19 protein-coding genes are annotated in these 25,725 nt (G+C 64.0%); 11 read left to right on the forward strand and 8 right to left on the reverse strand.

Annotated features, from left to right (window positions below):
- Positions 1–44 precede the first annotated feature (44 nt).
- Positions 45–782 carry a glycosyltransferase family 2 protein gene (locus tag ACOZBP_RS15910; protein WP_422677301.1) on the reverse strand — a complete coding sequence of 246 codons (738 nt, stop codon included), beginning with the start codon at positions 780–782 and terminating at the stop codon, positions 45–47.
- Positions 783–886: 104 nt separating this feature from the next.
- Between ACOZBP_RS15910 and ACOZBP_RS15915 the strand changes: the two genes are divergently transcribed.
- The 11 genes from ACOZBP_RS15915 to ACOZBP_RS15965 all read left to right on the forward strand — a co-directional run bounded on the left by ACOZBP_RS15915 (position 887) and on the right by ACOZBP_RS15965 (position 15,362).
- Positions 887–2,560 carry an ArnT family glycosyltransferase gene (locus tag ACOZBP_RS15915; protein ID WP_422677302.1) on the forward strand — a complete coding sequence of 558 codons (1,674 nt, stop codon included), beginning with the start codon at positions 887–889 and terminating at the stop codon, positions 2,558–2,560.
- Positions 2,560–3,474, forward strand: a complete 915-nt coding sequence (locus ACOZBP_RS15920) for a hydroxymethylglutaryl-CoA lyase (RefSeq protein ID WP_422677303.1) — start codon at positions 2,560–2,562, stop codon at positions 3,472–3,474. The genes ACOZBP_RS15915 and ACOZBP_RS15920 overlap by 1 nt, the downstream gene beginning before the upstream one ends.
- A gap of 235 nt (positions 3,475–3,709) precedes the next feature.
- Positions 3,710–4,933 (forward strand): glycosyltransferase family 4 protein, encoded by a 1,224-nt coding sequence (locus tag ACOZBP_RS15925; RefSeq protein ID WP_422677304.1) that lies wholly within the window; start codon positions 3,710–3,712, stop codon positions 4,931–4,933.
- A 56-nt stretch (positions 4,934–4,989) separates the two neighbouring features.
- Positions 4,990–7,674: a hypothetical protein gene (locus ACOZBP_RS15930; RefSeq protein WP_422677305.1), complete on the forward strand. Its 2,685-nt coding sequence runs from the start codon at positions 4,990–4,992 to the stop codon at positions 7,672–7,674.
- The gene (locus tag ACOZBP_RS15935; protein ID WP_422677306.1) at positions 7,674–9,179 is read left to right on the forward strand and encodes a hypothetical protein; all 1,506 of its coding nucleotides are present in this window, start codon (positions 7,674–7,676) and stop codon (positions 9,177–9,179) included. The genes ACOZBP_RS15930 and ACOZBP_RS15935 overlap by 1 nt, the downstream gene beginning before the upstream one ends.
- Entirely contained in the window at positions 9,176–10,297 is a 1,122-nt protein-coding gene (locus ACOZBP_RS15940; protein WP_422677307.1) for a hypothetical protein, read from the forward strand. The genes ACOZBP_RS15935 and ACOZBP_RS15940 overlap by 4 nt, the downstream gene beginning before the upstream one ends.
- Positions 10,291–11,373, forward strand: coding sequence for a hypothetical protein (locus ACOZBP_RS15945; RefSeq protein WP_422677308.1), 1,083 nt, complete (start codon positions 10,291–10,293; stop codon positions 11,371–11,373). The genes ACOZBP_RS15940 and ACOZBP_RS15945 overlap by 7 nt, the downstream gene beginning before the upstream one ends.
- Before the next feature lie 4 nt (positions 11,374–11,377).
- Positions 11,378–12,472 (forward strand): NAD-dependent epimerase/dehydratase family protein, encoded by a 1,095-nt coding sequence (locus ACOZBP_RS15950; RefSeq protein ID WP_422677309.1) that lies wholly within the window; start codon positions 11,378–11,380, stop codon positions 12,470–12,472.
- A complete protein-coding gene (locus tag ACOZBP_RS15955; RefSeq protein WP_422677310.1) occupies positions 12,469–13,191 on the forward strand; it encodes a class I SAM-dependent methyltransferase in 723 nt (240 codons plus the stop codon). Before ACOZBP_RS15950 ends, ACOZBP_RS15955 begins: the two co-directional genes overlap by 4 nt.
- On the forward strand, positions 13,184–14,554 hold the full coding sequence (locus tag ACOZBP_RS15960) for a glycosyltransferase 61 family protein (RefSeq protein ID WP_422677341.1): 1,371 nt from the start codon (positions 13,184–13,186) through the stop codon (positions 14,552–14,554). Before ACOZBP_RS15955 ends, ACOZBP_RS15960 begins: the two co-directional genes overlap by 8 nt.
- A 109-nt stretch (positions 14,555–14,663) precedes the next feature.
- A complete protein-coding gene (locus ACOZBP_RS15965; RefSeq protein WP_422677311.1) occupies positions 14,664–15,362 on the forward strand; it encodes a hypothetical protein in 699 nt (232 codons plus the stop codon).
- 437 nt (positions 15,363–15,799) lie between these two features.
- Here ACOZBP_RS15965 and ACOZBP_RS15970 read toward each other — a convergent pair whose 3' ends face one another.
- The 7 genes from ACOZBP_RS15970 to ACOZBP_RS16000 all read right to left on the reverse strand — a co-directional run bounded on the left by ACOZBP_RS15970 (position 15,800) and on the right by ACOZBP_RS16000 (position 25,721).
- Positions 15,800–17,908 carry a glycosyltransferase gene (locus ACOZBP_RS15970; protein ID WP_422677312.1) on the reverse strand — a complete coding sequence of 703 codons (2,109 nt, stop codon included), beginning with the start codon at positions 17,906–17,908 and terminating at the stop codon, positions 15,800–15,802.
- Positions 17,901–20,360 carry a glycosyltransferase gene (locus ACOZBP_RS15975; RefSeq protein ID WP_422677313.1) on the reverse strand — a complete coding sequence of 820 codons (2,460 nt, stop codon included), beginning with the start codon at positions 20,358–20,360 and terminating at the stop codon, positions 17,901–17,903. The genes ACOZBP_RS15970 and ACOZBP_RS15975 overlap by 8 nt, the downstream gene beginning before the upstream one ends.
- A gap of 81 nt (positions 20,361–20,441) precedes the next feature.
- On the reverse strand, positions 20,442–21,512 hold the full coding sequence (locus ACOZBP_RS15980; RefSeq protein WP_422677314.1) for a hypothetical protein: 1,071 nt from the start codon (positions 21,510–21,512) through the stop codon (positions 20,442–20,444).
- Entirely contained in the window at positions 21,509–23,176 is a 1,668-nt protein-coding gene (locus ACOZBP_RS15985) for an AMP-binding protein (protein WP_422677315.1), read from the reverse strand. The genes ACOZBP_RS15980 and ACOZBP_RS15985 overlap by 4 nt, the downstream gene beginning before the upstream one ends.
- A 19-nt stretch (positions 23,177–23,195) precedes the next feature.
- Positions 23,196–24,290 (reverse strand): hypothetical protein, encoded by a 1,095-nt coding sequence (locus ACOZBP_RS15990; protein WP_422677316.1) that lies wholly within the window; start codon positions 24,288–24,290, stop codon positions 23,196–23,198.
- The gene (locus ACOZBP_RS15995) at positions 24,287–24,541 is read right to left on the reverse strand and encodes a phosphopantetheine-binding protein (protein WP_422677317.1); all 255 of its coding nucleotides are present in this window, start codon (positions 24,539–24,541) and stop codon (positions 24,287–24,289) included. The genes ACOZBP_RS15990 and ACOZBP_RS15995 overlap by 4 nt, the downstream gene beginning before the upstream one ends.
- A gap of 76 nt (positions 24,542–24,617) precedes the next feature.
- A complete protein-coding gene (locus ACOZBP_RS16000; RefSeq protein ID WP_422677318.1) occupies positions 24,618–25,721 on the reverse strand; it encodes a hypothetical protein in 1,104 nt (367 codons plus the stop codon).
- Positions 25,722–25,725 lie beyond the last annotated feature (4 nt).

A 25,725-nucleotide genomic window follows, 5' to 3' on the forward strand; every position in this document is an offset into this window, starting at 1 on the left:
CTGCTTAACCCTGTTTCCCCCGCGCCGCCATAAGCGGAGCGGTTTCAGAACTCGCTGATGGCGCCCGGACGACGCGAGCGCGTCTTCAGCCACATCACGCCCAGCAGGTCCGACAGCGAAGCCCGTAGCCGGCCCCAGTTGGTGTATTTCGACCGACCGACTTCGCGGTGGCGGTGATCGACCTCGAGGTAGCGGTTCTCATAGCCCTCGCGGATCGTAAGCGCCGGCAGGTAGCGGTGGATATGATCGAAGTAGGGCAGACGCAGGAAGACGTCGCGGCGGAAGGCCTTCAGCCCGCAGCCGGTGTCGTCGGCGTCGTCGGAGAGAAGTTTCCTGCGAATGCGGTTGGCCCAGATCGAGGCCTGTCGCTTGGCTTCCGAGTCCTGACGCTTGGCGCGAACGCCGCCGACCAGGGCGACATTGGCGGGGGCGGCGATCAGGGCGTCGGCCAGGCGCGGCGCGTCGGCGGGTGGATTTTGGCCATCGCCGTCCAGGGTGACGACGATCTCGCCGCGCGCCGCCAGCACGCCGGTGCGCACGGCCCGGCTCTGACCCGCGTTGGTGGAATGGGACAGCACCCGCAGGGCCGGCAGTTCCGCCATGGCGGCCTTCAACTCGGCCAGGGTCGAATCGCGGCTGGCGTCATCGACGAAGATCATTTCATAGGACCGACCCGCGAAGGCCTCGGCGATCTCACGCGCCAATGGCACGGCGGCTCCGGATTCGTCATGCACAGGCACGACGACAGAGATTTCAGGAGCGGAGGCAAGGCTGTCGATCATCGCCGCTCTGTAGCGCATCAGCGGGGCGGAGGAAAACAGGCGCCACGCGACAGATGCAAAGCTGAAGCTTCCGGGGGGCGGCGTCGGCGTGATACGACAGCGCCATGAACCGCCCGAACCTGGATCACCTCATCGCCGGCTGGCGCGGCCCCGTTCTGGCGGCCCTGCTGACCCTGCTCGCCGGCCTGCCCAGCCTGATGCTGCTGCCGCCGCTGGATCGCGACGAGAGCCGCTTCGCCCAGGCGACCGCGCAGATGCTGGAAAGCGGCGACTATGTCGACATCCGCTTCCAGGACGAGCCGCGCTGGAAGAAGCCCGTCGGCATCTACTGGATGCAGGCCGTCGCCGTCGGCCTGACCTCGGACGTCGAGGACCGCAACATCCAGCCCTATCGCCTGCCGTCGCTGTTCGGGGCCATGCTGGCCGCCTGGGCCGTGGCCTGGGCCGGCGCGGCCCTGTTCGGCAACCGGGCGGGTTTCCTGGCCGGCGCCATGCTGGGCGCCACCTTCCTGCTGTCATCCGAGGCGGGCATCGCCAAAACCGACGCCATGCTGTGCGGCCTGACCACATTGTCGATGGCGGCGCTGGCGCGGATCTATATGGCGACGCGCGCCAACGAACGGCCGGTGCGCTGGCACAAGCTGCTGTTCTGGCTGGGCATCGGCCTGTCCATCCTGATCAAGGGGCCGATCGGCATTCTGGTCGTCGCCCTGTCGATCATCGCCCTGTCGGTCTGGGATCGAAACATCAAATGGCTGGGCAAGCTGGGTTGGGGTTGGGGCCTGCCCCTGGTGGCCCTGCTGGTCGGGCCCTGGGCCATAGCCATCACCATCGCCACCGACGGCGGCTTCTGGCGGGAAGCCATCGGCGGCGACCTGGCCCCGAAACTGGCCGGCGCCCATGAAAGCCACGGCGGCTTCATCGGCATGTACGTCCTGCTGTCGCCCCTGCTGTTGTTCCCCGTCACCCTGATGCTGCCCGCCGCCCTGTCGGCCGGCTGGCATCGCCGGGCCGAGCCGGCCATCCGCTTCGCCGTCTGCTGGCTGATCCCCGCCTGGCTGATGTTCGAGATCGCCCCGACCAAGCTGTGGCACTACACATTGCCGACCTTCGGCGCGATCGCGCTTCTAGCCGCCGCCGCTCTGACCCAGCCGATCGGCAAGGTGTCGCGCATCTCGGGCGCCCTGCTCGGCCTGTTCGCCGCCGTCGTCATCTGCGCCATCACCGTCTATGGCCTGACCGAGTTCGGGCGTTCGACGGCTCAGACCTGGGCCACCCTGACCATCGTCTTCGCCGTGATGGCGGCGGCGGTCGGCGGCTTCCTGCTGCTCAACCGGGCGGCGATCACGGGGGTTCTGGCCGCCATTCTCTGCGGCGTCATCGCCCACGCCGGTCTGGCCGGGACCATCCGCCAGCTGCGCCCCCTGTCCATCGCCCCCCGCCTGGTGAAGACCATGGAATCGGCCGAGCTGAGCCCGGCTCAGGGCCGCTATCCGGGCCCGGTGGCCATCACCAGCTTCCATGAGCCCAGCTTCGTCTTCCTGACCGGCCGCGACACCCAGCTGACCGACGGCCCCGGCGCCGCGCGGGCCCTGGCCGAGGGCCGCCCCGCCATCGTCGAGGCCCATGATGACGAAGCCTTCCGCCGCGCCCTGGCTGATCTCGGCGCCGCCGGACGCGCCGTCGGCGTGGTCAGCGGCCACAACTACTCCTCGGGCGACGACGTGCGCCTGACCGTCTATGCCCCCGCTGGGGCGGGCGAGCGGAGCACCCGCTGATGGGTCGCTTCATCCAGATCGTCGAGGTCGGTCCCCGCGACGGCCTGCAGAACGAAAAGGCGGTGCTGGAGCCCGCCGTCCGCGCCGACTTCGTGCGCCGCCTCGAAGCGGCGGGCGCCCAGCGGATCGAGGCCGTCAGCTTCGTCCACCCCAAGTATGTGCCGCAGATGGCCGGCGCCGAAGAGGTCATGGCCGCCCTGCCCCCGGCGGCGGGCCACAGCCGCATCGGTCTGGTCCTGAACGGCAAGGGCTATGACCGCGCGCTCGGCACGGCGGTGGACGAGGTCAACGTGGCCATGTCCGCCACCGACGGCTTCGGCCTGAAGAACCAGGGGTTGAACGTCGACCAGCAGGTGCAGATGCTGTCCGACATCATGGCCGGTCGCGCCAATGCGGACGGCGCACCTGGAGCGACGCCGAAACTGTCAGCCACCCTGTCCTGCGTCTGGGGCTGCCCCTTCGACGGCGAGGTTTCGGTCGAACAGGTCGGCGATCTGGTCGCCCGCATAGCGGCGCTGGGCGTCGAGGAGATCGCCCTGGCTGACACCATCGGCGTCGGCGACCCGTGGAGCGTGACGAAAAAGGTCGAAGCCTCCCGCAAGGCCGCGCCCGACGCCACCCTGCGCCTGCATTTCCACGACACCCGCAACACCGGCCTGGCCAACGCCTATGCCGGGGTCGAGGCCGGGGTGGACATCCTCGACGCCTCGGTCGGCGGCATCGGCGGCTGCCCCTTCGCGCCCGGCGCCACCGGCAATATCGCCACCGAAGACCTGGTCTACATGCTGGAACGCGCCGGCTTCTCGACCGGCTACGACCTCGACCAACTGATCGAGAGCGCCCGCTGGATTGGCGAGAAGATCGACAAGCCCCGGCTCAGCGCGCTGAGCCGTGCGGGCGGATGGAAACCTTGAACTGCAAAGGCAGTCCTCGTAGGAGGATCGTGCAACCGTTTACCGACTTTCGGATTGTTTATAGCCACGCTGTCCGTGCTCCGACACCGGAAAGCTCAATCGAAAAGAGTTCTGTTCCTAAGTGTCGTCTCAAGATCACGTGAAGATCGCCGGAGCGAGTCAACCTGCCATCTGTGTTGATGGATTCAACCTTGCTCTTCCTAAGGGTTCTGGGATTGCTACCTATGGGAGAAACTTGGCCCATGCCATTCGCGGAAGCGGCTTTTCTCCACACGCTCTATACGGCCCGGCCAGTGCGCGCTCTAGTGACCCGCTGGCCAACCTCGCGGCGATCGCCGATGCCCCCCCCCCACGGCACAGGATCAACAAGAACCGGCGGTGGCGTCAGACGCTGACGACACGTTTCGGTAAAAGCGCCTTCCCCGTCGCCCCCAATGATCAGGTCATCTGGTCGACGGCAGGCGGTGGGCAACCGTCCGCCGACCTATTCTGGTCCTGTCCGAACCTATTCAGCCTGGCGAATCGGGCGTTCGACAAATACGGAACCCTCACCCCAGTCTCCTTCGAGAAGGGGACTGCGCCGCCGGCGGTAATGCACTGGACTTGCCCCCAGCCGATCTACGCCCGCGACATCCTTAATGTCGTCACAGTGCATGATCTGATCCCGTTGCGCCTGCCGCACACGACCGTGGATGACAGCAACGCCTATGTGACGCGGCTCCGACGGTCGCTCGACCGCGCCGATCATATCGTCGTGGTGTCCGAACAGACCAAGCGCGATTTAGTCGAGTGGATGCACATCGACGAGCGCCGGATCACTAACACCTATCAGGCCGTCAACATTCCCCCCGCCCTCACAGGACGTGACGAGAACCTAGTCATTGCCGAAATCGAAGGGGTGCTTGGCCTCGAATGGCAGGGTTATTTCCTCTATTTCGGCGCTGTCGAGCCCAAGAAGAATTTGGCCCGCATCATGGAAGCCTACCTGGCGTCCGGCGTGACCGCGCCTCTCGTCGTCGTCGGCGGACGCGGCTGGCTGGACGATGACGAAAACAACTTGTTGGCTGATCTCTCGGCTCGCGGAGATGATCGCGTACGACGGTTCGACTACATGCCTTTCAATCTGCTCATCAGCTTGATTCGAGGCGCCCGGAGCGTGCTGTTTCCCTCTCTTTACGAGGGGTTTGGTCTGCCTGTTTTGGAAGCCATGCTTCTAGGCACCCCCGTCCTCACGTCCCGCCTAGGCTCTCTTCCCGAGGTCGCCGGCGACGCCGCTCTGTTCGTCGACGCCTATGATGTGGACTCCATTAAGGCTGGCATTCAGTTGCTCGACGCGGATGAGACGCTAAGAAACGAATTGAGCGAAAAGGGAGCACAACAAGTCAGCCGCTTCGATATGGGGTCCTATCAAACTAGGGTCGCCGACCTTTACCAACGACTCGGAATCTGTTCTGCGTAGCCAGTGCCGCTACATTCCATGCCTGAACAGTTTTCTGCACTCTGGATCTTGATTTCGTGAATGCGCTGAAGAATGAACGCCGCTCCAGCCTGTCGGAACGGATCGCACGGTTTCGCAGGGCCCTGTCGGAGCCACGCTCGCCCACGGACATCGAGATTATCCGCGCAAGCGGGCTCTTCGACGCCCAATGGTATCTCCAGAAATACCCCGACGTCGCTAAGGCGGGCGTTGATCCCCTGTCACACTACATGACACACGGCGCTCGTGAAGGACGCAAGGCCAGCGCTCGCTTCGATGCGCGCTGGTATGTCAACACCTATCCTGACGCTGCCGCTTCCGACACCCACCCTCTTCTGCACTATATCCATAACCGGCAGGGCCGCGTCGGCACCCTGTCCGACGTCAAGGCCCTAACGCCCGAGCAGAAGTCGGATGCAACCCTGCTGCTTGCGAGCGCCCACTTCGATGCGGCCTGGTACGCAGAGACGAACGGCCTAGGAAAGGCCGGCCGCCAAGCCGCGCTTCATTATCTACAGTTCGGCGCCGCCAAAGGTTCGGCGCCCAGCCCGTCATTTGACGGCGATCGCTACCTCACGGCCTATCCAGACATCCGCGAGGCTGGCGCCAATCCCCTCATTCACTATATTCGCCACGGCGAGCGTGAAGGTCGGCGGGCGTTCGCTCTCGATGATCCCGGCCCCGCAGTGCTCAGCTTCGCTGCCGAAGCGTCGAACGCCCACCCGACCCATCCTGTCACTTGGACCGCTGCTTCACAACTCGTCGGCGAAACGACGTCCGCCATCCTCACACTCGGCAAGCAGCCTGCGGGCCTCATCGCCCGACACGCGGCCGGCTCTGGTCTGCCGAGACGCCTCGGTCATGCCGCGGAAATCTTCTGCCGCGTCGGCGGACGCGCTGCGGACAACCTGGCAGGGATCAAGGGCAGCCGTAAAAGGGTGAAACTCATCGCCGGCGGGGCGCCCGATCTGAATGCGCTGCACGCCCCGGTCGACGACGCCTGGTTCGTAAGCGACAATCTACTGACGCTGCGCCTCAAGGCCTTGCGAGGCGGGCAATCCGTGACCGGTCATGTGCTCCGGGCCTTCCAGTTCGTCGCCCAAGGCAACAGGCTTGCGCCTGTGGGCGAAGCCTGGGTCAGCGCGCAGGGCGGATTGGTCGCACTGGCGTTGGAGAACCCGTTCCAGCCGGTCCTTTGCGTCGTATGCAGTCGCGCGGGCGAGGTTCTGGATGGCTTTGTGCTGGCTTTTCCCTCGCTGTATCGCGGCGGCGCCCACGCCGCTGAACTGCAACTGCTTGGACGTGGATCCCAGGCCAGCAGCCGTATCCGCGACTACAGCCGCGTCCTGACACAAGAATTGCTCGGCTGGCCTGACGCGCCGCCGTCGGTCCTTTCCGAAATTCAGGTCGATCTTAGAGGCGCAACTGGCAACGAGCGAATCTTCGGCCAGAACGCGCGCACGTGGCTAGCGGAAGCGGGCGTCGCCGTCACGCCCTCGAACGCCCAGGCGCTTGACGCAAGCGTGCAGTCTTATCTCGTCGCGGCCGTGACGCTCGAACCGCGGCACTCCCGAGGGGGCCATGCCGTGCTGCGCTTCTCGGCAGACGCCCTGCCGAGCCTCTCCGTCATGATTTCGCGACGGATGACGGACGGCGCCGGGTCCTATGTCGTCTGCGCCGAAGAGGCTGCGGAACCGCGCCTGTCCGTCAGCCTTCCACCTATGAGCGAAAGCTTCGCCTCACTACAACCCGTCAACCTGAGCCAGCCCTACCCCAGCCTGAGCCTGACTGGCGAGGCCGTTCAAAAGCTGCAGACGCGATCACGACTTCTGGCGATCCGCTTCATGCAAGATTCGGCACTGTCGCCGCCCGCCCTGGCGTTTCCCGTGGATGAGTCCGTCGTCCCGCCGGTTCTGCAGATTGGCGCTCTGTCGCTCCCGTCGCGAGAGCGCATCACGGCCGTCATCCGGGTCTCGAGCCCAAACAGTCTGCGTCCTCTGCTGCGCAGCCTGGCCCGGCAAACCCTCGCCTCGCGCCTGGACGTTCTGCTAGCCATCGACAGCGACATCGAGGTTCCGGCCGATCTCGACGATGCCTTTTCCGGCACGCTCCTTCGCATCGATTGCCCGCGAGGCATGACCCCGTCCGCCGCGCTGAATTACGCGGTCGAAGAGGTGAGCACCCCGTGGATGCTGCTGCTGGATCAGCACGTCGTCCTGCATGATTTCAGAACCCTGGAAACCATGCGGACCCTCGCAACCTATCGCCGTGCAGCCACCGCGTCATGCATGCGGATTTGCCAGTCCGGCTTCCGCGACGGCGCGCCGCTGACGTTCCATTCGGCAGGGATTTTCCCCTCGCATATCGACTTGCTGGCCAGCCCCAGCCTAGCCTTCGCCACGCCCGTCACGACGGCGGCTTTCCCCTGCATGACCTATCCGGTCGTCGCCAACGGCCTTGAGTTCGCGCTGGTATCCCGAAAAGCCTGGGACGAGATCGGCGGGCTTGATGACGACGCCTATCCGTTCGACGGCTACGGCCTCGATTTCTGCCTAAAGGCGATCCGCGCCGGCTGGACCCATCTCAACACGACCGGAATCAGCGCGCTCGATACAGTTCGTCGCCCGCCGGAGCGCACGGATGTTCTGGGCGCCGACATGGTCTCCATGGAAGAATGGGGACAGATATTGGCCCGCACCGCCCAGATCAGGCGCCTGAACTGATGAGGATCGCCGTCGTCCTGCTCACGGAAGGTCACACGGCCCTGGCCGGCACGCGCATCCGCTATCAGAGGATCGCTCCGCAGCTACGGGCCTTGGGCCATTCGCTCGACCTGGTGCCGATTTCTCAATTCTCCGCAAAACTTGCGCCGGATCACGACCTCTATCTCTTCAGCAAGTGCGAAGATGCGCGAAGCCTCGTGCTAGCCCGTCAGTTGCGGCTTCTGGGCCGCCACGTCGGCATCGACGGGTTCGACGACTACTTCAGCCAACATCAGGACAGCCGCCACGTGCGTCACCGCGAGTGGCTCCGAGCCATCGCGCCGTACTGCGACTTCTTCCTGACGTCCACGCCCAGGATGCGGGAGGTGTTCCAAACATATATGCCCAGCGTTCGAGGGCACGTTCTAAACGATCCATTCGACGATTTCGATGAAGAGGCGATCGCTGAACTTGTCGACGCAAAGTTGCAGGTCGCGCGCGCCGAGCGCCGGATCACCTTCGCCTGGTTTGGCGTAGGAGACCACCCGAGCTTCACCGTTGGACTGCCCGACCTCAGCGCCCACGCTCCGGCCTTCAGAATATTGCAGCGACGAGGTTACGAGGTTCGCCTCCGCGTCCTGACCAATCGTCGCGCTCTCACGCCCGGCGGGCTAGCCCTGCTGAGGCGACTGGACATTCCGTTCACCGTCGATGAATGGAGCCTTTCGGCGGAGAGCGCGGCGTTGACGGAAAGTCTCGCGGCCTTCATCCCGGTGAGCGCCCAGCCCTTCAGCATCGCCAAATCGCTGAACCGCTCCGTCACGGCGCTGACAGCGGGCGCCCAGGTCCTGTCACCGGCCTATCCGCTGTATGAACCGCTGGGCGACTTTATCTACAACTCGGCTGACAGCTTGGCCGACGACATTCGCGACGGTCGGCTCAAGGCCAGCAGGCCGCATATGCATGTCTTGGCGAAGACGCTCGGGCGGTGGGGCAACCCCGCGCAAGAGGCCGGTCTGCTAGCCAGATTCCTCAAGGATCTCCCACCTCTGAGCCGCGACGAATCGGAGCCTTGGAACAAGGGCCGCGGCGGCATCATCCACGGCTATGTCAGTCCAAACGTCTGCTCCGACCTGGCGAAATCCATGAACCATCTGTCGGTCACCGCGCCTTTCGGCGAAAGCCGCAAGACCGACGACCTTCGCTTCATCAGAGAGCCGAATGGCCTTCAGATTCGCATCTCGCCCGCCGGCGAGGCCTGTCTGGCCGCCGGAGTGAAAGTGAAGTGCGTGCAGTTTGGGGAGCGTCTCGCGCGTGGCGGTTTTCAGGTGGCCCTTAACGACATTCTGCCAGGGAACCCTTTGGAATCCTACATCGCCGAGCATCCGCTCGCCGCAACGCCGCTCCTATCCGGCTACGCCGAAGGGATTTCCATCCTGCGTGAAGTATTGGCGCAACTGACGCCGGGCGTGGTCTTTTTCCTTTCGGAGAAGAGCGCGCCGTTCAAAGAGGCGCCGGCCCAGTGAACCGCCGAAGGATCGTATTCCTCTTCAACCTGTTGCAGGACGTCAACGTCATTCGCCCCATGGCGCTGCTGGCGCGCGAAATGAATGTCGACGTCCTTTTCCTCTGCTCCCACAAGTTCGCGCCGCGCGACAAGCAAAAGATCTGGGTGCCGGCGCTGCAAAAGCTTGCGGCCGAATGCGGGGCATCGATCACCGAGTACGAAAGCCCGTTCGCCGCCTATCGCCTGCTGCAAGACGGGTGCGGCGCCATCGTCACAGCCAGTGAATCAAACCTGCCCGCGCACACCGAAACGCACGATGTCTTCCGGGCCGCGCCCAGCGGCTACACACGCGTCACTCTGCAACACGGATATGAGTGCATTGGCTTCCTTCAGAACCGGGAGCACGACCTGGCGCACGGCAGGAACGTACGCTTCGCGGCGGACATCCTGGCCGCTTGGGCGCCCGCCGACCGCCTGACGTCGATGGCGTGGTCCGAGCGGGACAAGGTCTTCACGACCGGACCCGGCCTGCTGTTGCAGCAACCGACCGGACGCGCCCGGTCCGCGGAAGGGATGGTATGCGAAAATCTACACTCCGTCCGCCTGAGCGCCAGCGGCGATTTGCGTCAAGGCTTTATGGCTGACTTCGGGCATTTCTGCACTCATCTCGCCGCGCGCAACGAGACGGTGTATCTGCGCCCCCATCCGGGCGGACAGTTTCTCATGCGGAACGACATCGCCCCTCCGACAAACGCGCGAATGGACACGCGGCCGATCTATGAGGTCGATCTCGGCGCGTTCGCCTATGGCGTTTCGGCTCCCTCCAGCGTGCTCTTGGACATGGTGCTGGCCGGCCTGCCCACCGCAGTCTGGGCCGACCCCGAAGGCGTCATGGACATCGGCAACTACGAGGGGCTGACAGTCATCCGCCGCCCCCGCGACTGGCTTGCGTTCCATCGCGACGTGCGGCTGCGCCCCGCGATGATCTTGACGCGGCAAAGGCAGTTCACGACGCAGTTGGCGATGCCGCTCGACGCCGATCATGTCAGGCGACGTTTTGTCGAGTTGCTCATGCTCGCCTCTCATCGCTTCGATACGCCGGCGGCGCCGTCCCGGATCGGCGGCTCGACATGCTGACTGCCCGCCGTATCCTGATCCTGTGTGACGCCGTCGGCGCAACGCAGACGATCAGCTTCAGTCAACCCTTGGCCGACGATGTTGCAGCCGGACGCGTTCACCTCCAGATCCTGGCGCACGACCCCGCCTGGGTCTCAATCGCCGGAGCCCAGGCCCTGGTCGACCGCATCCGCCCCGACATTCTGGTGCTGTCCCGCTACACGTCTCCCGGCGCCTTGGGTCTGACGGCCGCGGCGAGAGCTCTGGGCGCGGCCGTCATCTTCCATCTGGACGACGACCTGCTGGCCGTCCCCGAAAGCCTCGGCCGCGCCAAGTATAACTACTACAACCAGCCTGAAAGGGTCGCCGCCCTGAGAGCCGCGCTGAACGCTAGCGATCTGGTCTACGCGTCCACGCCAGCCCTGGCCGACTGTCTCGTCGAGCATGACGTGACCGTCCCGATCACGGCTGGCGACATCTATTGTTCTGTCCAGCCTTCGACCCTGATGGAGCCGTTGCCGTCCACGGGTCCGGTCATCGGCTACATGGCCACCGGAGGTCACGGCGCGGATCTTGATCTGGTCCTGCCAGCGATCGAGCAACTCCTCGAAGACATGCCGGATCTCAGGTTCGAGACCTTCGGCACTATTCCCCCGCCCGCGAGGCTGGCTCCCTTTGGAGAGCGCGTCGCCCACTTCCGCGGAGAGCCCAATTATTCGGCCTTCCTGACGCGACTGAACGAGTTGGGTTGGTGGGTGGCCATAGCCCCGCTCGAGGACACGCCCTTCAATCGCTGCAAGGCAGATACGAAGTGGATCGAGTACGCCTTCTGCGGCATCCCCGCCGTCGTTTCCGACCTGCCCGTCTACCAAAAAGCCTGCGCCGATGGCGCCGGAGCGCTTGCCGCCACAAGCGAACAGTGGCTCAAAGCCCTGCGTCTGTTGCTAGCGGATCAGCAGGCGAGGCACGACATGCTGACCACCGCGCGACAGCGACTTGGCGCCCGCTATGGGCGAGACGTCCTCAGCCGGCAAGTCACTGATATTTTCGATCTGGCCGTCGCGCTGGCGGCCCGACAGGAATGTGAGCGGAGTTGAATTAATGGCGCCCTTGCAAGGCAAACGAATCTTTATCACCGGCGGGGCCGGCTTCATCGGCTCACGACTGACGCGCGCCCTGGCTAATGCTGGCGCCTCGGTCGTGATTTTCGACAATCTACTGGAACAGGTCCACGGTCCTCAGCCGCAACTCGACCTTGCCGGCGTGCTGATCAAAGGCGACGTTCGCGACGCCGCCGCCCTTTCGACCGCCGTTCAACAAGCCCGCCCCGATATCGTCTATCATCTGGCTGCCGAGACCGGCACCGGCCAGTCCGCCGACGAACCCTCTCGTTACGCCGCGGTGAACGTAGTCGGCTGCGCCAATCTGATCGAAGCTCTGAAAGCCCTGGAAACACCTCCGCAGCGGGTGGTTCTGGCGGCCACGCGCGCCGTCTACGGCGAGGGCGCCTATGTCGACGCCGAGGGTCGCACGGCCGCCCCCGAGCCTCGTTCGGTCGAGTCCATGGCCAACGGCGTCTTCGACCTGTTCGACGATCAGAACCGTCCCCTGACCCCCGCCCCCACACACGAGAGCCTCCCCCCGCGCCCCGGATCTGTGTACGGCTCGACGAAGCTGATGCAGGAATACCTGCTGCAGCAGACGCCCGCGCCGTGGGACGTCGTCATACTCCGCCTCCAGAACGTCTATGGTCCCGGTCAGTCCCTGCGAAACCCCTACACCGGCGTGCTGTCGATCTTCTGCCAGCAGGCGATGGCGGGCCGCACCCTTGATATCTATGAAGACGGCGAGATCTACCGCGACTTCATCTTCGTCGATGACGTGGTGGCCGCGTTCGTCGCCGCCGCCCTGCGGCTTGACGCTGGGGGGGCACTGTTCAATGTCGGCTCGGGCGAGGCCTCGTCGATCCTGGCGGCCGCAGACATGATCCTCGAAGATCTGGGGCTGAAGAGCCAGGGCCGTCGCATCAGCGGTGCCTATCGGGCCGGCGATATTCGATATGCCGTAGCTGATGTCGCCAAGGCCCGCGACGGGCTGGGCTGGTCCGCGCAGGTGCCGTTCCGTGACGGCGTGCGGCAGCTGGTGAAATGGGCCCAGACCGATCAATCCATTGCCCCAACTGGAGCGGAATCATGACAACGGCTTTTCCTCGTCACCTTCACGACGGCGTTCAATACCTCGAGTTCCTGGGACGTTTTGCACCGGCCTGCGGGGCCCGCTCCTACTTTGAAATCGGCGTGAACATCGGCAAGAGCCTGAGGCGGATCGATCTGCCGAGCATAGGCGTAGATCCGAAGTTCATGTTCCGCGAAGACATCATGAGCGCGAAGCCCGAACTTCACCTGTTCCAGACCACCAGCGACGATTTCTTCCAGACGCGCAGCCTGAAGGCTTTCTTCCCCCAGGGCGTCGATCTGGCCTTCCTGGACGGGATGCATCTTTTCGAATTCCTGCTACGCGATTTCATCAATACGGAAAAGGCGATGGGGCCCGACGGCGTCATCTTCATGCATGATTGCCTGCCCCTGAACGCGGAGATGACCGAGCGGGAGCGGCGCCCCGGCCAACGCCGCGACGTGGAACTGAAATCCTACTGGACCGGCGACGTGTGGAAACTGGTTCCAATTCTGCGGCGTTACCGGCCCGACCTGGAAGTCACCCTCATCGACTGCGCCCCGACGGGGCTGGTCATGCTTCGCAAGCTTGACCCCGCCTCGCAGGTCCTAAGCGCGAGCTATGACGAGATCATGGAACAGTGGATGGAGGTCGAGATGACCGACGCCAGCCTGGAAGACTTCTACAAGGGGCTGCCGATGTCTGCCGCCTCGGAGGTCCTGAGCCAAGTTGGTGCCTGAAGCCCCCCCGCATCGCAGCCACAAAGTCGGCGAAGCCCTCGTCGTCTTCGAGGGGATGTCGAACCTGCGGATCAAAGGCATCCTCGACGCCGCCGGCGCCATAGACCGCGATGAGGGGCCGCTTCAACACGTCGTTATCCCCGCCAGCATCTTCCCCCTGACGGCCCGGGCCGGCGGCGTTTTCACAGGGGGGGTGCGGGCGGAAGACGGCGCAGCGGTCGGCTTCGCCCAAGTCCGGCGTCACGACATCCCCATGGTTGTCACCCCCCCGGAGTCGGAGACGACAGCGCCGGCCGCGCTAGGGCTGGACGAAGCCATTTTCGGCGGCGTTCTGTTCAGCGGGTACGGCCATGTCCTGCTCGAGTCGCTCAACCGGCTCTGGTACGCCGTCGAACGGCCTGAACTCGACATCCTCTTCGCCGGGCTGCCTGGCCGTCATGTCGACGCATCCTGGAACCTGCTCAAGGCGTTCGCAGACCTTCTGCAGATCGATCAGAATCGGCTGAAGCTGGTTGTCGAACCGACCCGCATCAAGCGACTGCACGTGCCGCAGCCCGGGCTGGAACTCGGCCTGCGCACCTCAATGCCTTATGTTCGCTTTTTCCGTTCGGCCCTGCGGGCGAGGTATGGGCACATCAAGCAACTCCAGCGGGTCGCCTATATTTCCCGAGCGCGGTTGAAGGGCGCGGTGCGCCGGGCTTTCGGGGAAAGCGCGCTGGACCATGCCTTCGACGCGTCCGGCAACGCCGTCTACTGGCCGGAAACGTTGTCGTTGGATAATCAGATTCAAGCGTTCAACGCCCATTCCGTTTACGTCGGCTTTATTGGATCGCACCTCCACAACCTGATGCTGCGCTATGCAGAGGGCCACGTCGATTGCGTCTATCTTTGCAGCGAGGCGCCCAATCTGAATTTCCTGCAGATCGACATGCTGTTTCCGGGGCAGAGGATTTATTGTGCCTGCGCGCGCTACGAGCCAGTCTTCGAATTCGGCAACCGAGCACCGTTCCGCATCGATCGGGAAGCTGCGGCGCAAGCATTCCTTACCGCCGGGATCGATTTGCCCCTGCCCCCCTTAGACGGCACCGACGACACGACCTTTATCGAAGAGTGGGCATATCTTCTCTTCTTCTACAAGGTCTTCCGCCCGCTAGACCTTAGGTCGGAAACCCAAGGGGCGGAGGCGGCCGGGCGCGCCTTCCACGACGGAATCTTGGGACTGCTCAGGCGTTTGACCCAGCAGAACGCAGACCTCGACGCCCTGCGTCCCGCCTTGCTAAACGCCTACGACCGGGTCGCCTCAGCTTACCGACGCCTGGACCAAAATATCGTCCAGGTTGGCCGCGCGCTGCTCGAAGTATAGGAGCCCCAGCGCCCGGTTTGCGAGACACTCGCAGAAAAACCAAGAATTCCTAGCAATTGGGGGAGCGCTTTCATACACTCAGCCACCCTCCCGAACTTCGAGACGCCAGATGCTGAAGATCTATGTTGGCTACGACTCGCGCGAAGACATCGCTTGGGAGGTGTGCCGCTACTCGCTAATTCGCCACGCCGTCGGCGAAATCAGCATCTGTCCCCTAAAGCAGCCCCCCCTTCGCGAGTTGGGCCTGTACAGACGCCCAGAGGACAAAACTGCCTCGACCGAATTCTCGCTGACACGCTTCCTGACGCCTTTCTTGGCCGACACGGACGGCTGGTCAATGTTCGTCGATTGCGACTTCCTTTTCACGGGGGATATCACGGCCCAGATCGCCAGCCTTGACCCCTCGAAGGCAGTCTATGTCGTTCAGCATGAGTATACGCCGCAGCAGACGGTGAAGATGGACGGCAAGGCTCAGGCCCATTACCCGCGCAAGAACTGGTCCTCCATGATGCTCTTCAATGGCCGTCACCCCGATGTTCAGGCCCTGAGACCGGATGTTGTGAATACGGCTGACCCTGCGCACCTGCACCGCTTCAACTGGATCAGGAATGCCACCGATATCGGCGCGCTAGACCTAGACTGGAACTTCCTCGTCGGCGAATACGAGGCGCCCGACAAGGCGCCGACAGCCATCCACTATACCAACGGCGGCCCTTGGTTCCCGAATTGGATCGATGTCGACTATGGTCAGTTGTGGACTGAGGAACGCGACCGAATGCTGGCGGAGCATGACGCGCAGGCAGCCTGATCCCGCACGACAGAGGCGGTATCTTTTAGACGTTTAAGCCTGCCTATGCTCCCTTCTCAGCCCCTAGCATCACCGCCGACCATATTGGGTTCGGTAACGGCGGATGAGGCTCCGTTACCGGCGACGCGGTCAACGGACGAAGCCCTCATCGTGCTCGGGGAGATGGAAAGAGGCGCGCTATCGGTTCTAGCGCGAGAGGGCCTGCCCGATGTCCGTCCCGGGCCTGTACAGGCGAGATGCCCCAGAGGCGCCGTGGACCCTTTTAGCCAACCCCTCGACGGTTGAGGAGCGCTGGCAAGAGATCCTGAACCGACCGCCCGACGCCGGCTTTCACTATCTGACGCTCTCCGACGTCGCCCGCGCGGAGCGGCCGGACGTCGCAGAGGTGCAGTCCGCGGCGGCGGTTCTGGAATCGCACCATTCTGTCCGGCGACGGCTCAGCGGTCACCGGCCGCAGGCCTAAACTCCACAGCCGCGGTCAGCCAGTCGAGCGCCTCCTGCACGTCAGGTTGGCGTAGGCCGTCGAAAGGCCTCGGCGAGGGTGTGCGCCAGTGCGGATTGACCGACGGGTCTTGCTTCAGCGCCGTTCCCCAGCGTTCCACTAGCGCCGTGCGCTCGGCCTGATCCCAGGCGATCCGCGTGCGGGTAACGTCATGGCCGCGCGTGCGCGATTCAAAATGGGTGGCCTCGATATCACCTGCGTAAATGACGGCGAGGCCGCGCCGCCGCACCGCCAAGCAGTAGTCGACGTCATTGTACGCGATCGCCAAACCACGCGCGTCAAAGCCGCCCACCGCCTCAAAGACCTCGCGCCGCGTCGCGAGAAAGGCCCCCGTCACCGCCGCCGCCTCGCGGGGACGCCGCCAGCGATCCAAGGGACCGCCCTTCAGCGCCCTTTCACCCACGCCTTCGTGGCGAGGCGATCCGTCGCCTATCCCCAGCACCAGGCCCCCGTGCTGCAAAGAGCCGTCAGGATAGAGAAGACGCGCGCCCACCGCGCCGACTCCCGGCCGTTCGAGCAAGTCCAGCAAGCGGCTGTCCCACCCGTGTGTCAGGAGTTCGGTGTCGTTATTGAGGAAGAGCAGGGCCCGTTCCGTGGTTCGAGCCCCAGCAAGATTGTTGAGGCGCGACCAATTGAAAGGTTCGTCGACGGCGAAGGCTTCAAACCGTCCTTGACGAACCCCCTCGGCCAGGAAGCGAGCCGTCGAAGCCTCGACGCTGCGATTGTCGACGATCGAGATGTGAACCCGCTCGGGTCGATCGGCCCGGGACAGAAGCGAGGCGATGCAGGTCCCCAGCATACTTGCCTCGTCGCGGGTGGGAATGATCACCCGAATGGGTGTGTCGGAAGGCTCCGCCCGCCACGTCGCGGCCGGCGTCGGGGCTGCCTCCAACCACCCAGGCTTCGTATCGCCGGGCTCAGGCAGGCCAGATCGGGCCGTCTGGGGCAGCCGCATTACGCTGGAAAGAAGGAAGGGCAGATGGGCCGCCTTCCCGTGCGTCACCGCAGCAATCAGGTCGGCCCGCGTCTCGCCATTCGTACGCCGCCATATCACCGTCGGCAAAATCGGCGTCGTCAGAAGATCGATCGTCGACGGTGCCGGGAAGAAGACCGGATCGTCGAACACTTCCCCGTCGTCGCCGGTTTGCATGAGGTGGTCATGATCGGCGTAGACCACATCCGCATCCGTGCGCTTCGCCGCGTGGGCGAGCCATGCTAGGGCCAACGGATGGAGCACGACGCCGGCCTTCATGACGATCTGCGGGGCGTCCGCGTTCGGGGCGGCCGAAATGACGATTCGAGGATCCACGGCCGCAATCGATGCTGTCGGATGCTCGGCCACAGCCCCGGCCCCTGCGACCACAGCGCGCCATTCCACGCCCTCCTGGCGCAGCAGTGACTGCAGGGTGCCCCGCAACCGGAAAGGCGCGGCGCCATCAGCCTCGACGCGCACTTGCACGACCCCACCGGCCGGATCGATGGGCGGCGCTTCCAGGGCATAGGCCTTGCGCCATACGCTATAGTCCGCCAGCGCGGTGATGTCGGCGCGCCGGACGGCGGCGAGCGTCGCCTCGGCGCCGGCAGCTGCGCGCTTCAGGGCCGAAAGGCTTCGTCTGGACGGCAGCGTCCCGACGTGGGGCAAACGCTCGCGCGCGCCAGCGAGCACCAACCCCTCGCGGCCGTCCTCCCGGTTAGGAAAACGGTTCAGGACTTCCACAAAAAGTTCGGCGGCTTCGTCCAGCCGCCCCGCGTTCAAGGCCATATAGCCCAACTGGATCAACGCTTCCGGCCCGCGCCGAAGCGCTAGACTCTCCCGATATGCCGCCTCGGCGCCTGCGGCGTCTCCCGCCTCCTTCAGCATATTGCCCAGCTGTAGCCGACTGCCCGCCCGTTCTGGGCGCATAGCGACATGCCGACGGTAGTGATGCGCCGCCTCGCTCCAGCGTCCTTCGCCCTGAGCTGCCTGCGCCAGACGCAGCACTTCGTTTGCGGTGTCGCCGGCCCGCCCGAACTTGAGAAGCTTGGTGAAGATTGAACTAGCCATGAGCGCCAGTCCCGCGCGTTGGCATGTTCCGCAGCGCGGCGTCCGCTACATCCGGGTGGTCCGGCGCATGATCGCGATCCAGCGACAGCAGCGGACTGTAGAAGGGATCGCCCTTCTCGATCATCATCCGCCATCGCGCGGCGAACCGGGCGGCGTCATTCGGATGGCGCACCTCCCCGGCCGGGCGCCGCGTGGCAGATTCATGGTGCGTCAGCAGGCTGAAGCCATCGTTGAGCACCGCAAGCCCTCGCTCTCTCAGCCGCAGACAAAGGTCCGTGTCGTTGAAACCGACAGGTAGGCCCTCGTCAAAGCCGGCCACCGCATCAAAAACGTCCCGACGCATCATGAGGCAGGCCCCGGTCACCGCTGACCATTCCCGTGTCGCCACCAGACCACAGTTGTAGCCGGGATTGCGTCGGCCGTTCAGATTCAGAGGCGCGAATTTGAAGGCGTGTTCCGCATAGCCTCCCGGCCCCACAATGACGCCCGCGTGCTGAACACGTCCATCCGGATAGAGCAGTGTCGCCCCCACAGCGCCGACATCGGGCAAGGCGGCCAGGGCGCGCAGACGTTCCAGCCAGCCCGCCTCCTTCGCCTCGATATCGTTGTTCAGAAACAGCAGGAACTCCCCTCCCGGCGGTGCGGCGGCAACCGCGAGGTTGTTCATCCGGGAAAAGTTAAATGGCCCCGAGTAACGCAGCCTCGTCACGCTGTCGCCCAACTCCCGGAGGTAGGCCGCCAGCGCGGGCTCGTTGGAATCATGGTCGATCACCACGATGTCCAGGTCCTCGAAAGGCGCTGTCGCCTTTAACGAGGTGATGCAGGCGCGCAGCAAATCCGCGCCGTTGCGAGTCGGAATGATCACGCGAACCCTGCCGCCGGGGTCCCGGCGGTCGATCCTGTAGGTGTTGAAGACCGGTCCCGGCACGGCTTCCCCTGCTTCCCCCACGCGCGCCAAATGCCGATTGATCGCGCCGATGGTCGCAATGGTGGTCTGGGCTGATCGGACGTGCCCCGCGCTGCCCTCATGCGTCCGCCAACGATAAAGGACCGCCGGCACGTGGGCCACGCTTTCGGCCCGTTCGATCAGCCGCAGCATCAGATCTACATCAGCCGAAATGAGCAGGGCCTCATCCAGACCGCCGACTGCCTTCACCAGCTCGCGCTTCGCGACCACGGGGTGCACGAAGTAGGGATGGCTGAGGTAGTAGTGCCGCGAGAAAGCCGGGCGCGCCACGATGGCGCGCAGATCCGCCGTGTTCTCGCCCGTGACGACCTCGTCCGCGTAAAGCAGATCCGCCGCGCCGAGATGGGGCGCCAGTCTGGCCACAGCGTCAGGCTCCAGCCGGTCGTCGTGGTCCATGAAGAGAACATGCTCCGCCGTCGCCAGCGTCAGCGCCTTGTTGGTGGCCGCCGCGACGCCCAGGCTTTGGGCATGAGCGTGCAGACGGACCTTGCCGCTCTTTTCGGCGGCGGCGGCCAGGATCGCCTTGACCGCAGGAGATGCGGAACCGTCGTCGATGCAGACCAGTTCCCAACGCCCGTCGCTCTGGGCGAACACGCTGGAAAGCGCTTCTTCCAGCCAGGCGGGTCGCACGTCATGGACCGGCATCAGGATGCTGAGAATTGGCGCTTGCATCGCATCTGGGGCAGCGACCACGGGCGTCGGACGCGACAACCACCGCTGCAGACCGCGGGTCGCGCTAAGATCCAGCGGCGAGCCCGCCAGATCCCGGGCATCGTCCGCCCGCCGGATGCTGACGACGCTCGCCAAACGTCCGGCGGCCAGCAACGGCCCGATCTCGAACCGGAAGCCTGCCTCAGCCGGCGCTAGTCCCAGCGCGACCAGATCCTCGCGCGGCAGACCCGTGTGGGTCCGCGCCAGTTCCTTTCCATCGGCCAGCAGAATCAACTCGAGCCGGTGCTGAGGCGCTTCCAGGTTGAAGGCCCAACCCTCGATGGCCAGATCGCGAAGCCCATCGACTCCGCCGTCCATGATCGGAGCCGACCTGCCTTGTTGGTGCGCGGCCAGGAAGGGCATGAGATCCGGCCGCGTGAGTGCTGCGCCGGCCTGCCTGTCGCGGTTCAACGCCCAGGCGGCGGCGTACCAGGCGACGGCCCGATCCGGGCGGCCCTGATGAACCTCCAGTTCAGCCCGGGCCCGTAACGCCTCAGGATCCTGAGGTCGGGCGATCGCCAAGGCGTCGAGCACAGCTCGCGACGACGCATAGTCGCCCGCTTCCTTGTACATGTTGCCCAAACGCAACCGAACAGCGGCGTGCTCAGGGTGTCGCGTCAAGTACTGTCGGTAGTGCGCGGCCGCCGTCCCCCAGTCGCCCCGGTCTCGCGCAGCATCCCCGGCGCGCCGGTCCGGATGCGAACCGCGGCTTCCCGCGCCCAGAAGACGACGCCAAAACGAAAACAGTCGTGCAGCCGACAAGGATTTCCTCACTGACAAGCCACGCGCATCATCACGTTGTGCTAGTCGGCGTGGACAGATCCAGCAAGCTAGCCGCTGACGCCTCCAGAACGATCAACGCACCGCGCCGATGAGGGCGTCGCAAATCGCCGCGCCCCCGTCGCCGGACCGCACCGAACGCGCCAGGAAGGCCGCCTGGCCGCTGGTGTCGTACTCTCCCAACGCCACCTCCGCAACAAAGGTCCGCCACGTCTCCCATCCGTCCAGTATGCCCAGGCCTTCATACAGGTCAGCGCCCTCGGTGGAAATCAGAACGACCGGTCGGTTCAGCCAAGCCGCGTCCAGCGCGATGGTGGAGGGGGTGGTGATCACCGCACTCATCCGGCTGATGACGTCGAAGGCGTCATACCGCGCGATGTCATCATCAGGATCGAACATCTCGATGTTCGGGGGCCAGCCGCTTTCGCCGAAACGCGGCAGCCAGCGGCCGCCGGGATGCGGCTTGACGACGAAGCGGACTTGAGGAAAGGCCGCCGCCGTCTGTCTCAGATTGCTTTGGAACGCCTTGCGGAACCGGTCATCGTACAGGTTCCAGTGCAGGTTCTCGAACACCCCGATCCGCAGTTCCCGCCCGCCCTGCAGATCAACAGGTGAAGCCGGGAAAGCCCGCCCCGTGTGGACCAGGCGCGGCCGAAGCGCGGGCGCGCATTGCGCCGGAATGTGACTGTCAGGGAACCAGACGCAGACGATATCCGTCTCGATGACATATGCCCCGCTGCTGCCGATGTCATGCGACCTCGAGATGCCGACGTTGTCGAGACCGTGCTGCATCGTCGCGGTGGCCAGTCCCGCCACTCGCGCCTGGCGTATAAAGCGCTGAGCCAAGGCGTGACGAGGATGGTTGGACACCACCGGAGCCAGCGCAACATCAAAATTCGCCAAGGGAACATCGTCCGTTGATGCGTTGGCGAGCACCGTCGCTCCGTGACATTCTACCAGTCGTTTGGCCATATGGGGCCGCCCCTGCGCGAAGGCGGGCGACAAAAAGGCCGAAAGGACGAGGTCGCCGCGCGTCTCCGCCCGCTGGATAACCGGAAGCACCGCCTCGACCTCGCCCGGCTGATCGAGCAGAAGCGCGACCCGGACGCCGCCGCTGGAAGCCGGCCGCGCAGCGCTGGACCTCAAGGCCTTGCGTCCTTGGCCGCCAGATACTTCTGCGCGTTTTCCTTGCGGCTGATCTTGCCGCTGGTGGTCTTCACCAGCCAGCCCGGCTCGACGACCAGGACGGTCTGGAGCGTCAAATCCAACTGGGAGAAGACGCCCTCCTTGACGGCGCGCTTCAGCGCCGTCCAGGTTTCGGCCAAACGTTCGGATTCCACGACCACATAACCTTCCTCGCTCTGGGTGCGTTCGCTGTAGAGCGCGAAGGCCACGGCCCGGCCCGGCTTGACGCCTTCGATGCGGTTGACGGCCTCCTCGATGTCCGTGGCGTAGTAGTTCTTGCCGTGGACGATCAGCATTTCCTTGCGTCGGCCGCAAATGTAGAGCTCGCCGTCAGCGAAGAAGCCGACGTCGCCGGTCGTGTACCAGCCGTCGCTCAGCGCCTCCACCGTCGCTTCGGGATTGCGGTAATAGCCCGAGAACAGGCTGACGCCGCGCACCACGATGTCCCCGGTCGCCCGACTGTTTGCGGCCGGCGACCAGAGCAGGCGCCCCTCGGCGCTGTCGATGGCGATCTCCAGCCCCTCGATAGGGCGACCATTGCTGACATAGGCGCGCCCGTCGGCCTCGCTCAGCCGCACCCGCTGGTTCCGATCCAGTTCGTCGCCGTCGACACGGCGAATCGCCGGCGGCGCATCAAGATTGGATTGGGTGACGGCGAAAACGGTTTCCGCCATGGCGTAACAGGCTTGGATCGACCGGGACGTGACGCCGCAGTCGGCGAACCTGTCGGCGAACTGGGCGAAGGTCTCTTCCTTGCACGGCTCGGAACAGGCGATGAAGGCGCGCATCGACGTCAGATCGTAGGACGAACCGGACGGCCTTAACCGGGCGATATGATTGAAGGCGAAATTGGGCATCCAGCTCAAGGTGCCGCGGTGGCGCTCTATAGCCTCGAGCAACATGGCCGGCTTCGACACCCATTCGAAGGCGTCCAGCGAGACGATCGTCGCGCCTAGCGCCATGGGGATCAGGAAGCTCGAGAGCAGCCCCATGTCATGATAGAGCGGCAGCCAGCTGACGACGACGTCGTTCGCGTCAAAATCGATGGCCTTGGCGTAGCCCTCGGTCTGGGCGGCGATCTCGCCGAAGGTGAGCATCACGCCCTTCTTCAGCCCCGTGGTGCCGGAGCTATGCTGAAGCAGGGCCACGCAGTCGGCCGCCGGGTTCAGCCCGGCCTCTCGCGGTTGGAAATCGGCGATCCGCCGCACGTCCAGGACTTCGGCCTTCAGGCCGTCCAAGGCCTCGCACAGGGGCGCGATGTTTTCGGCGTATGTCAGGACCAGCCCCGGCTCGACCCGGCGGAAGAGCTCCCGATGGCTCGACCAGTACAGGTTTGCATCCTGCTTCGGCGTAGGGAACGGCAGGAAGGACGGCGTCAGCCCCGCATACATCGCGCCCAGGAAGGTGGAGTAGAGCTCGGCCTGATGGCGCAGCACGATGAAGACCACCGAGCCCGCCTCAAGACCCAGGTCGTCGAACATCGCCGCAGCCCGCAGAGCCTCGGCGCGCATCGACGCATATGTCTGTAGCCGGGTCTCGCCTTGCGCGACGAAGTGGACGCACGCCTTGTCGCCGTTCTCGACGGCATGACGGTCGAGGGCTTCCAAGAGGGTGGACGCAATCAAAACAACACCTTGCTTCACTTCAGAGAAATTTCTGCATGATCTCGCGAGCGAAAACAGCGCTGCTATCGGGGTAAGCCTCGGCATAACGATCTGCGACGCGACGCGCGGCGGCCGATCCGCTCAATTTTTGCAGATGAGGCAAGGCGATCCCCAAGGTCCTACCGCGAGAATCGTCAAACGCCAGACGATGGAAAAGAACAATCGCGGCATGCATCAACTTGCCGCGCGTTATCAACGCGCCGACAATGTTACCTGCCCATCGTAGATAAAACTTGTCCGCCTTGTACAACTGCACGCAAGTCAGAAGGTCGGCGATATTTTTCGTGGCGTGATAGGCTTGGAACTTTCGATCAAACAAAGCGTAAGCGACCACGCCGTTGTCCGGAAGCTGGATTTTCATCCCGTTTCTCTGTCCAGCAGCAATGACCTGCGCCGACAAATCCTCAGCCGTCCATGTCATCCCCATGGCTGCCATCACGCGCGGATCGGGCAGAGGCCGCATGAGATGGCCCACGCCGGCATCCTGACGCACGGCGGAGAGGAAGGCATCGAAACCGCCCGCCCCAAGCGATTCATCAAGAGCGGAACCGCGCATCAAGCTGAACAACCGTGCGAATACTTCACCGGTATAGTGGGAATGGCTGTAGAAAGCAGGCTCACCGCGAAACGCCTCCATGACGTAATCGATATCGGACGCATCCCGTCCCGCCGCGATCGCCCCCATCTCGTTAAAGATACGATCCTTGCGGACTTCAAGCCGAATAGCCTTTGCTGCCTCGTCAGTGCCGGGAAGATTACTTAACTCTAACGCACCAAATCTGAGGAACGGAACTTTCACCAAGTCATGCACAATACCCATCGAAATCCACTTTTCCGACAGATAGTGCTTTCCAGGCGTCGCCTGAACGATGAAAATCGGCCGCTCTTTAGCCTCCCTTATCCATCGAAGCCCTTGGTTTAGATCGGTATAGTCCGCCGTTGCACCACCAAAGTGAATCGGCCCGTCATACGGAAGGCCGGCGACACGCACCTCATGGTTTGTCGTAGCCTTCAGCGCCGCGCCGAGATACTGGGCGTGACAATTGCCGCGAATAAGAATTCGACGCGATGTCATTGATCTGCGGTCACGCTGGTCTCGCGGGCCACCTCGATGAGGTCGCCCACGTTTTCACAATCCATCACCCGAGCTATCGGCAATGGACGATCAATTTCTTCCTCGATCAGAAGAATAAGCTCGGTGTGTGTTAAAGAGTCCCAGCCATCAACATCCATTGCTACAGTATCAGCCGAGATTTCTGCGGCCGAAATTTTGAACAGGGATGCAATAACATCCACTATCTTTTTTGAAAAATCATCCATATCCATCACCCATACTCGTCGATTTCAGGACGAAAAATAAACTGACCCGAAGGTCTGGCGACACCCGACGCCGTCGTCGCGATCAGCCCTTGATAGCCGACCTCAGGTCCGACTTCATACGGTTGATCACGCTGGTCAATTCCAGAAACTCGATGCTCGGGAGAATCGCCTGCGCCAGATCGGCCTTTGATACTCCGCCCGAACGCCAGTTCCTTCTCAGGATCGCCCGCAGCTTTTCGGGTTCGAAAGGCTTCAGGAAACCGGTCTGCATCCGATACGCGTCGGGCCGCTGCAGCAGGTCGTCATAGGCCGCCGACAGGCTGAAATCATCGACGAACGGATGCACCGTCCCCATGATCGAAACCGCCCCTTCCATCGAGACAGGCGCATAGAGCAGCGTCGGCTTGGCGTACATCTCGAGCTCAAGCACCACGGACGACAGCGACGACACCGCCCGCGAGCAGCACCGGATAAGCTCCAGCGTCGTCGTGCCGGCCATGGCCTCCTTGGTCAGCAACTGAAGGTTCGCGCCGACCTCACTCATGAGCGGCGCATAGAGCGGCTCCAGCTTGCGCTGGAGTTCCGACTGATGCGGCTTCCAGAGGAATTTGGTGCCCCGATGCTTACGCACCAGCCGAGCGACACCCTCATAGAAGAGACGCCGCTCGACTTCCGAGAAGACCGACCGATGCAGATTCGAAAGGATCAGCACATAGCCGTCGTCGGATGCAGGCTTCAGGTCATGAAACTGCGGCAAGCCTATCCCATCCTCACCGGACCAGCCGATCAGGTCGTCGCGGAAATTCCTCGCGGCCGCCCCCATGGCCGCGCTCGGAAAACCCGAGCCTGGCGTCTTGGACACCTCGACGAAGGCGACGCCTAGCTGGAAAAGACCGTGTTGCATCTCAAGGACGGGAATCCCAAGCCGGGAGCAGGCCGTGAAGATCTGCAGCCCCCTGAGGTGCGCCCGATGGGGCGTGGCCAGGGTCGTCAAACAGACAGCGAAATCGTCCAGACGCAGCAGAACATCGGTCATATTGCCGATCAACTGGACGTTCGACGGCGCCGCGAGCGCGAGAGGCGCCAGGGCTTCGCCGGGCGCCTCGAAATAGACCGTCCAGTCGATCTCGGGCAAAGCCGTGAAGAGGCTGGCGTACATATCGAGGTGCCAGGGCCCCTGCGCCACCAAC

This window comes from Brevundimonas sp. NPDC058933 (assembly GCF_049315965.1).
Lineage (GTDB): Bacteria > Pseudomonadota > Alphaproteobacteria > Caulobacterales > Caulobacteraceae > Brevundimonas.

Coding starts and splice junctions, on each gene's coding strand:
- ACOZBP_RS15910 (WP_422677301.1), bottom strand. CDS start 782: ATGATCGACAGCCTTGCCTCCGCTCCTGAAATCTCTGTCGTCGTGCCT.
- ACOZBP_RS15915 (WP_422677302.1), top strand. CDS start 887: ATGAACCGCCCGAACCTGGATCACCTCATCGCCGGCTGGCGCGGCCCC.
- ACOZBP_RS15920 (WP_422677303.1), top strand. CDS start 2,560: ATGGGTCGCTTCATCCAGATCGTCGAGGTCGGTCCCCGCGACGGCCTG.
- ACOZBP_RS15935 (WP_422677306.1), top strand. CDS start 7,674: ATGAGGATCGCCGTCGTCCTGCTCACGGAAGGTCACACGGCCCTGGCC.
- ACOZBP_RS15945 (WP_422677308.1), top strand. CDS start 10,291: ATGCTGACTGCCCGCCGTATCCTGATCCTGTGTGACGCCGTCGGCGCA.
- ACOZBP_RS15950 (WP_422677309.1), top strand. CDS start 11,378: ATGGCGCCCTTGCAAGGCAAACGAATCTTTATCACCGGCGGGGCCGGC.
- ACOZBP_RS15955 (WP_422677310.1), top strand. CDS start 12,469: ATGACAACGGCTTTTCCTCGTCACCTTCACGACGGCGTTCAATACCTC.
- ACOZBP_RS15965 (WP_422677311.1), top strand. CDS start 14,664: ATGCTGAAGATCTATGTTGGCTACGACTCGCGCGAAGACATCGCTTGG.
- ACOZBP_RS15970 (WP_422677312.1), bottom strand. CDS start 17,908: ATGGCTAGTTCAATCTTCACCAAGCTTCTCAAGTTCGGGCGGGCCGGC.
- ACOZBP_RS15990 (WP_422677316.1), bottom strand. CDS start 24,290: ATGACATCGCGTCGAATTCTTATTCGCGGCAATTGTCACGCCCAGTAT.
- ACOZBP_RS15995 (WP_422677317.1), bottom strand. CDS start 24,541: ATGGATATGGATGATTTTTCAAAAAAGATAGTGGATGTTATTGCATCC.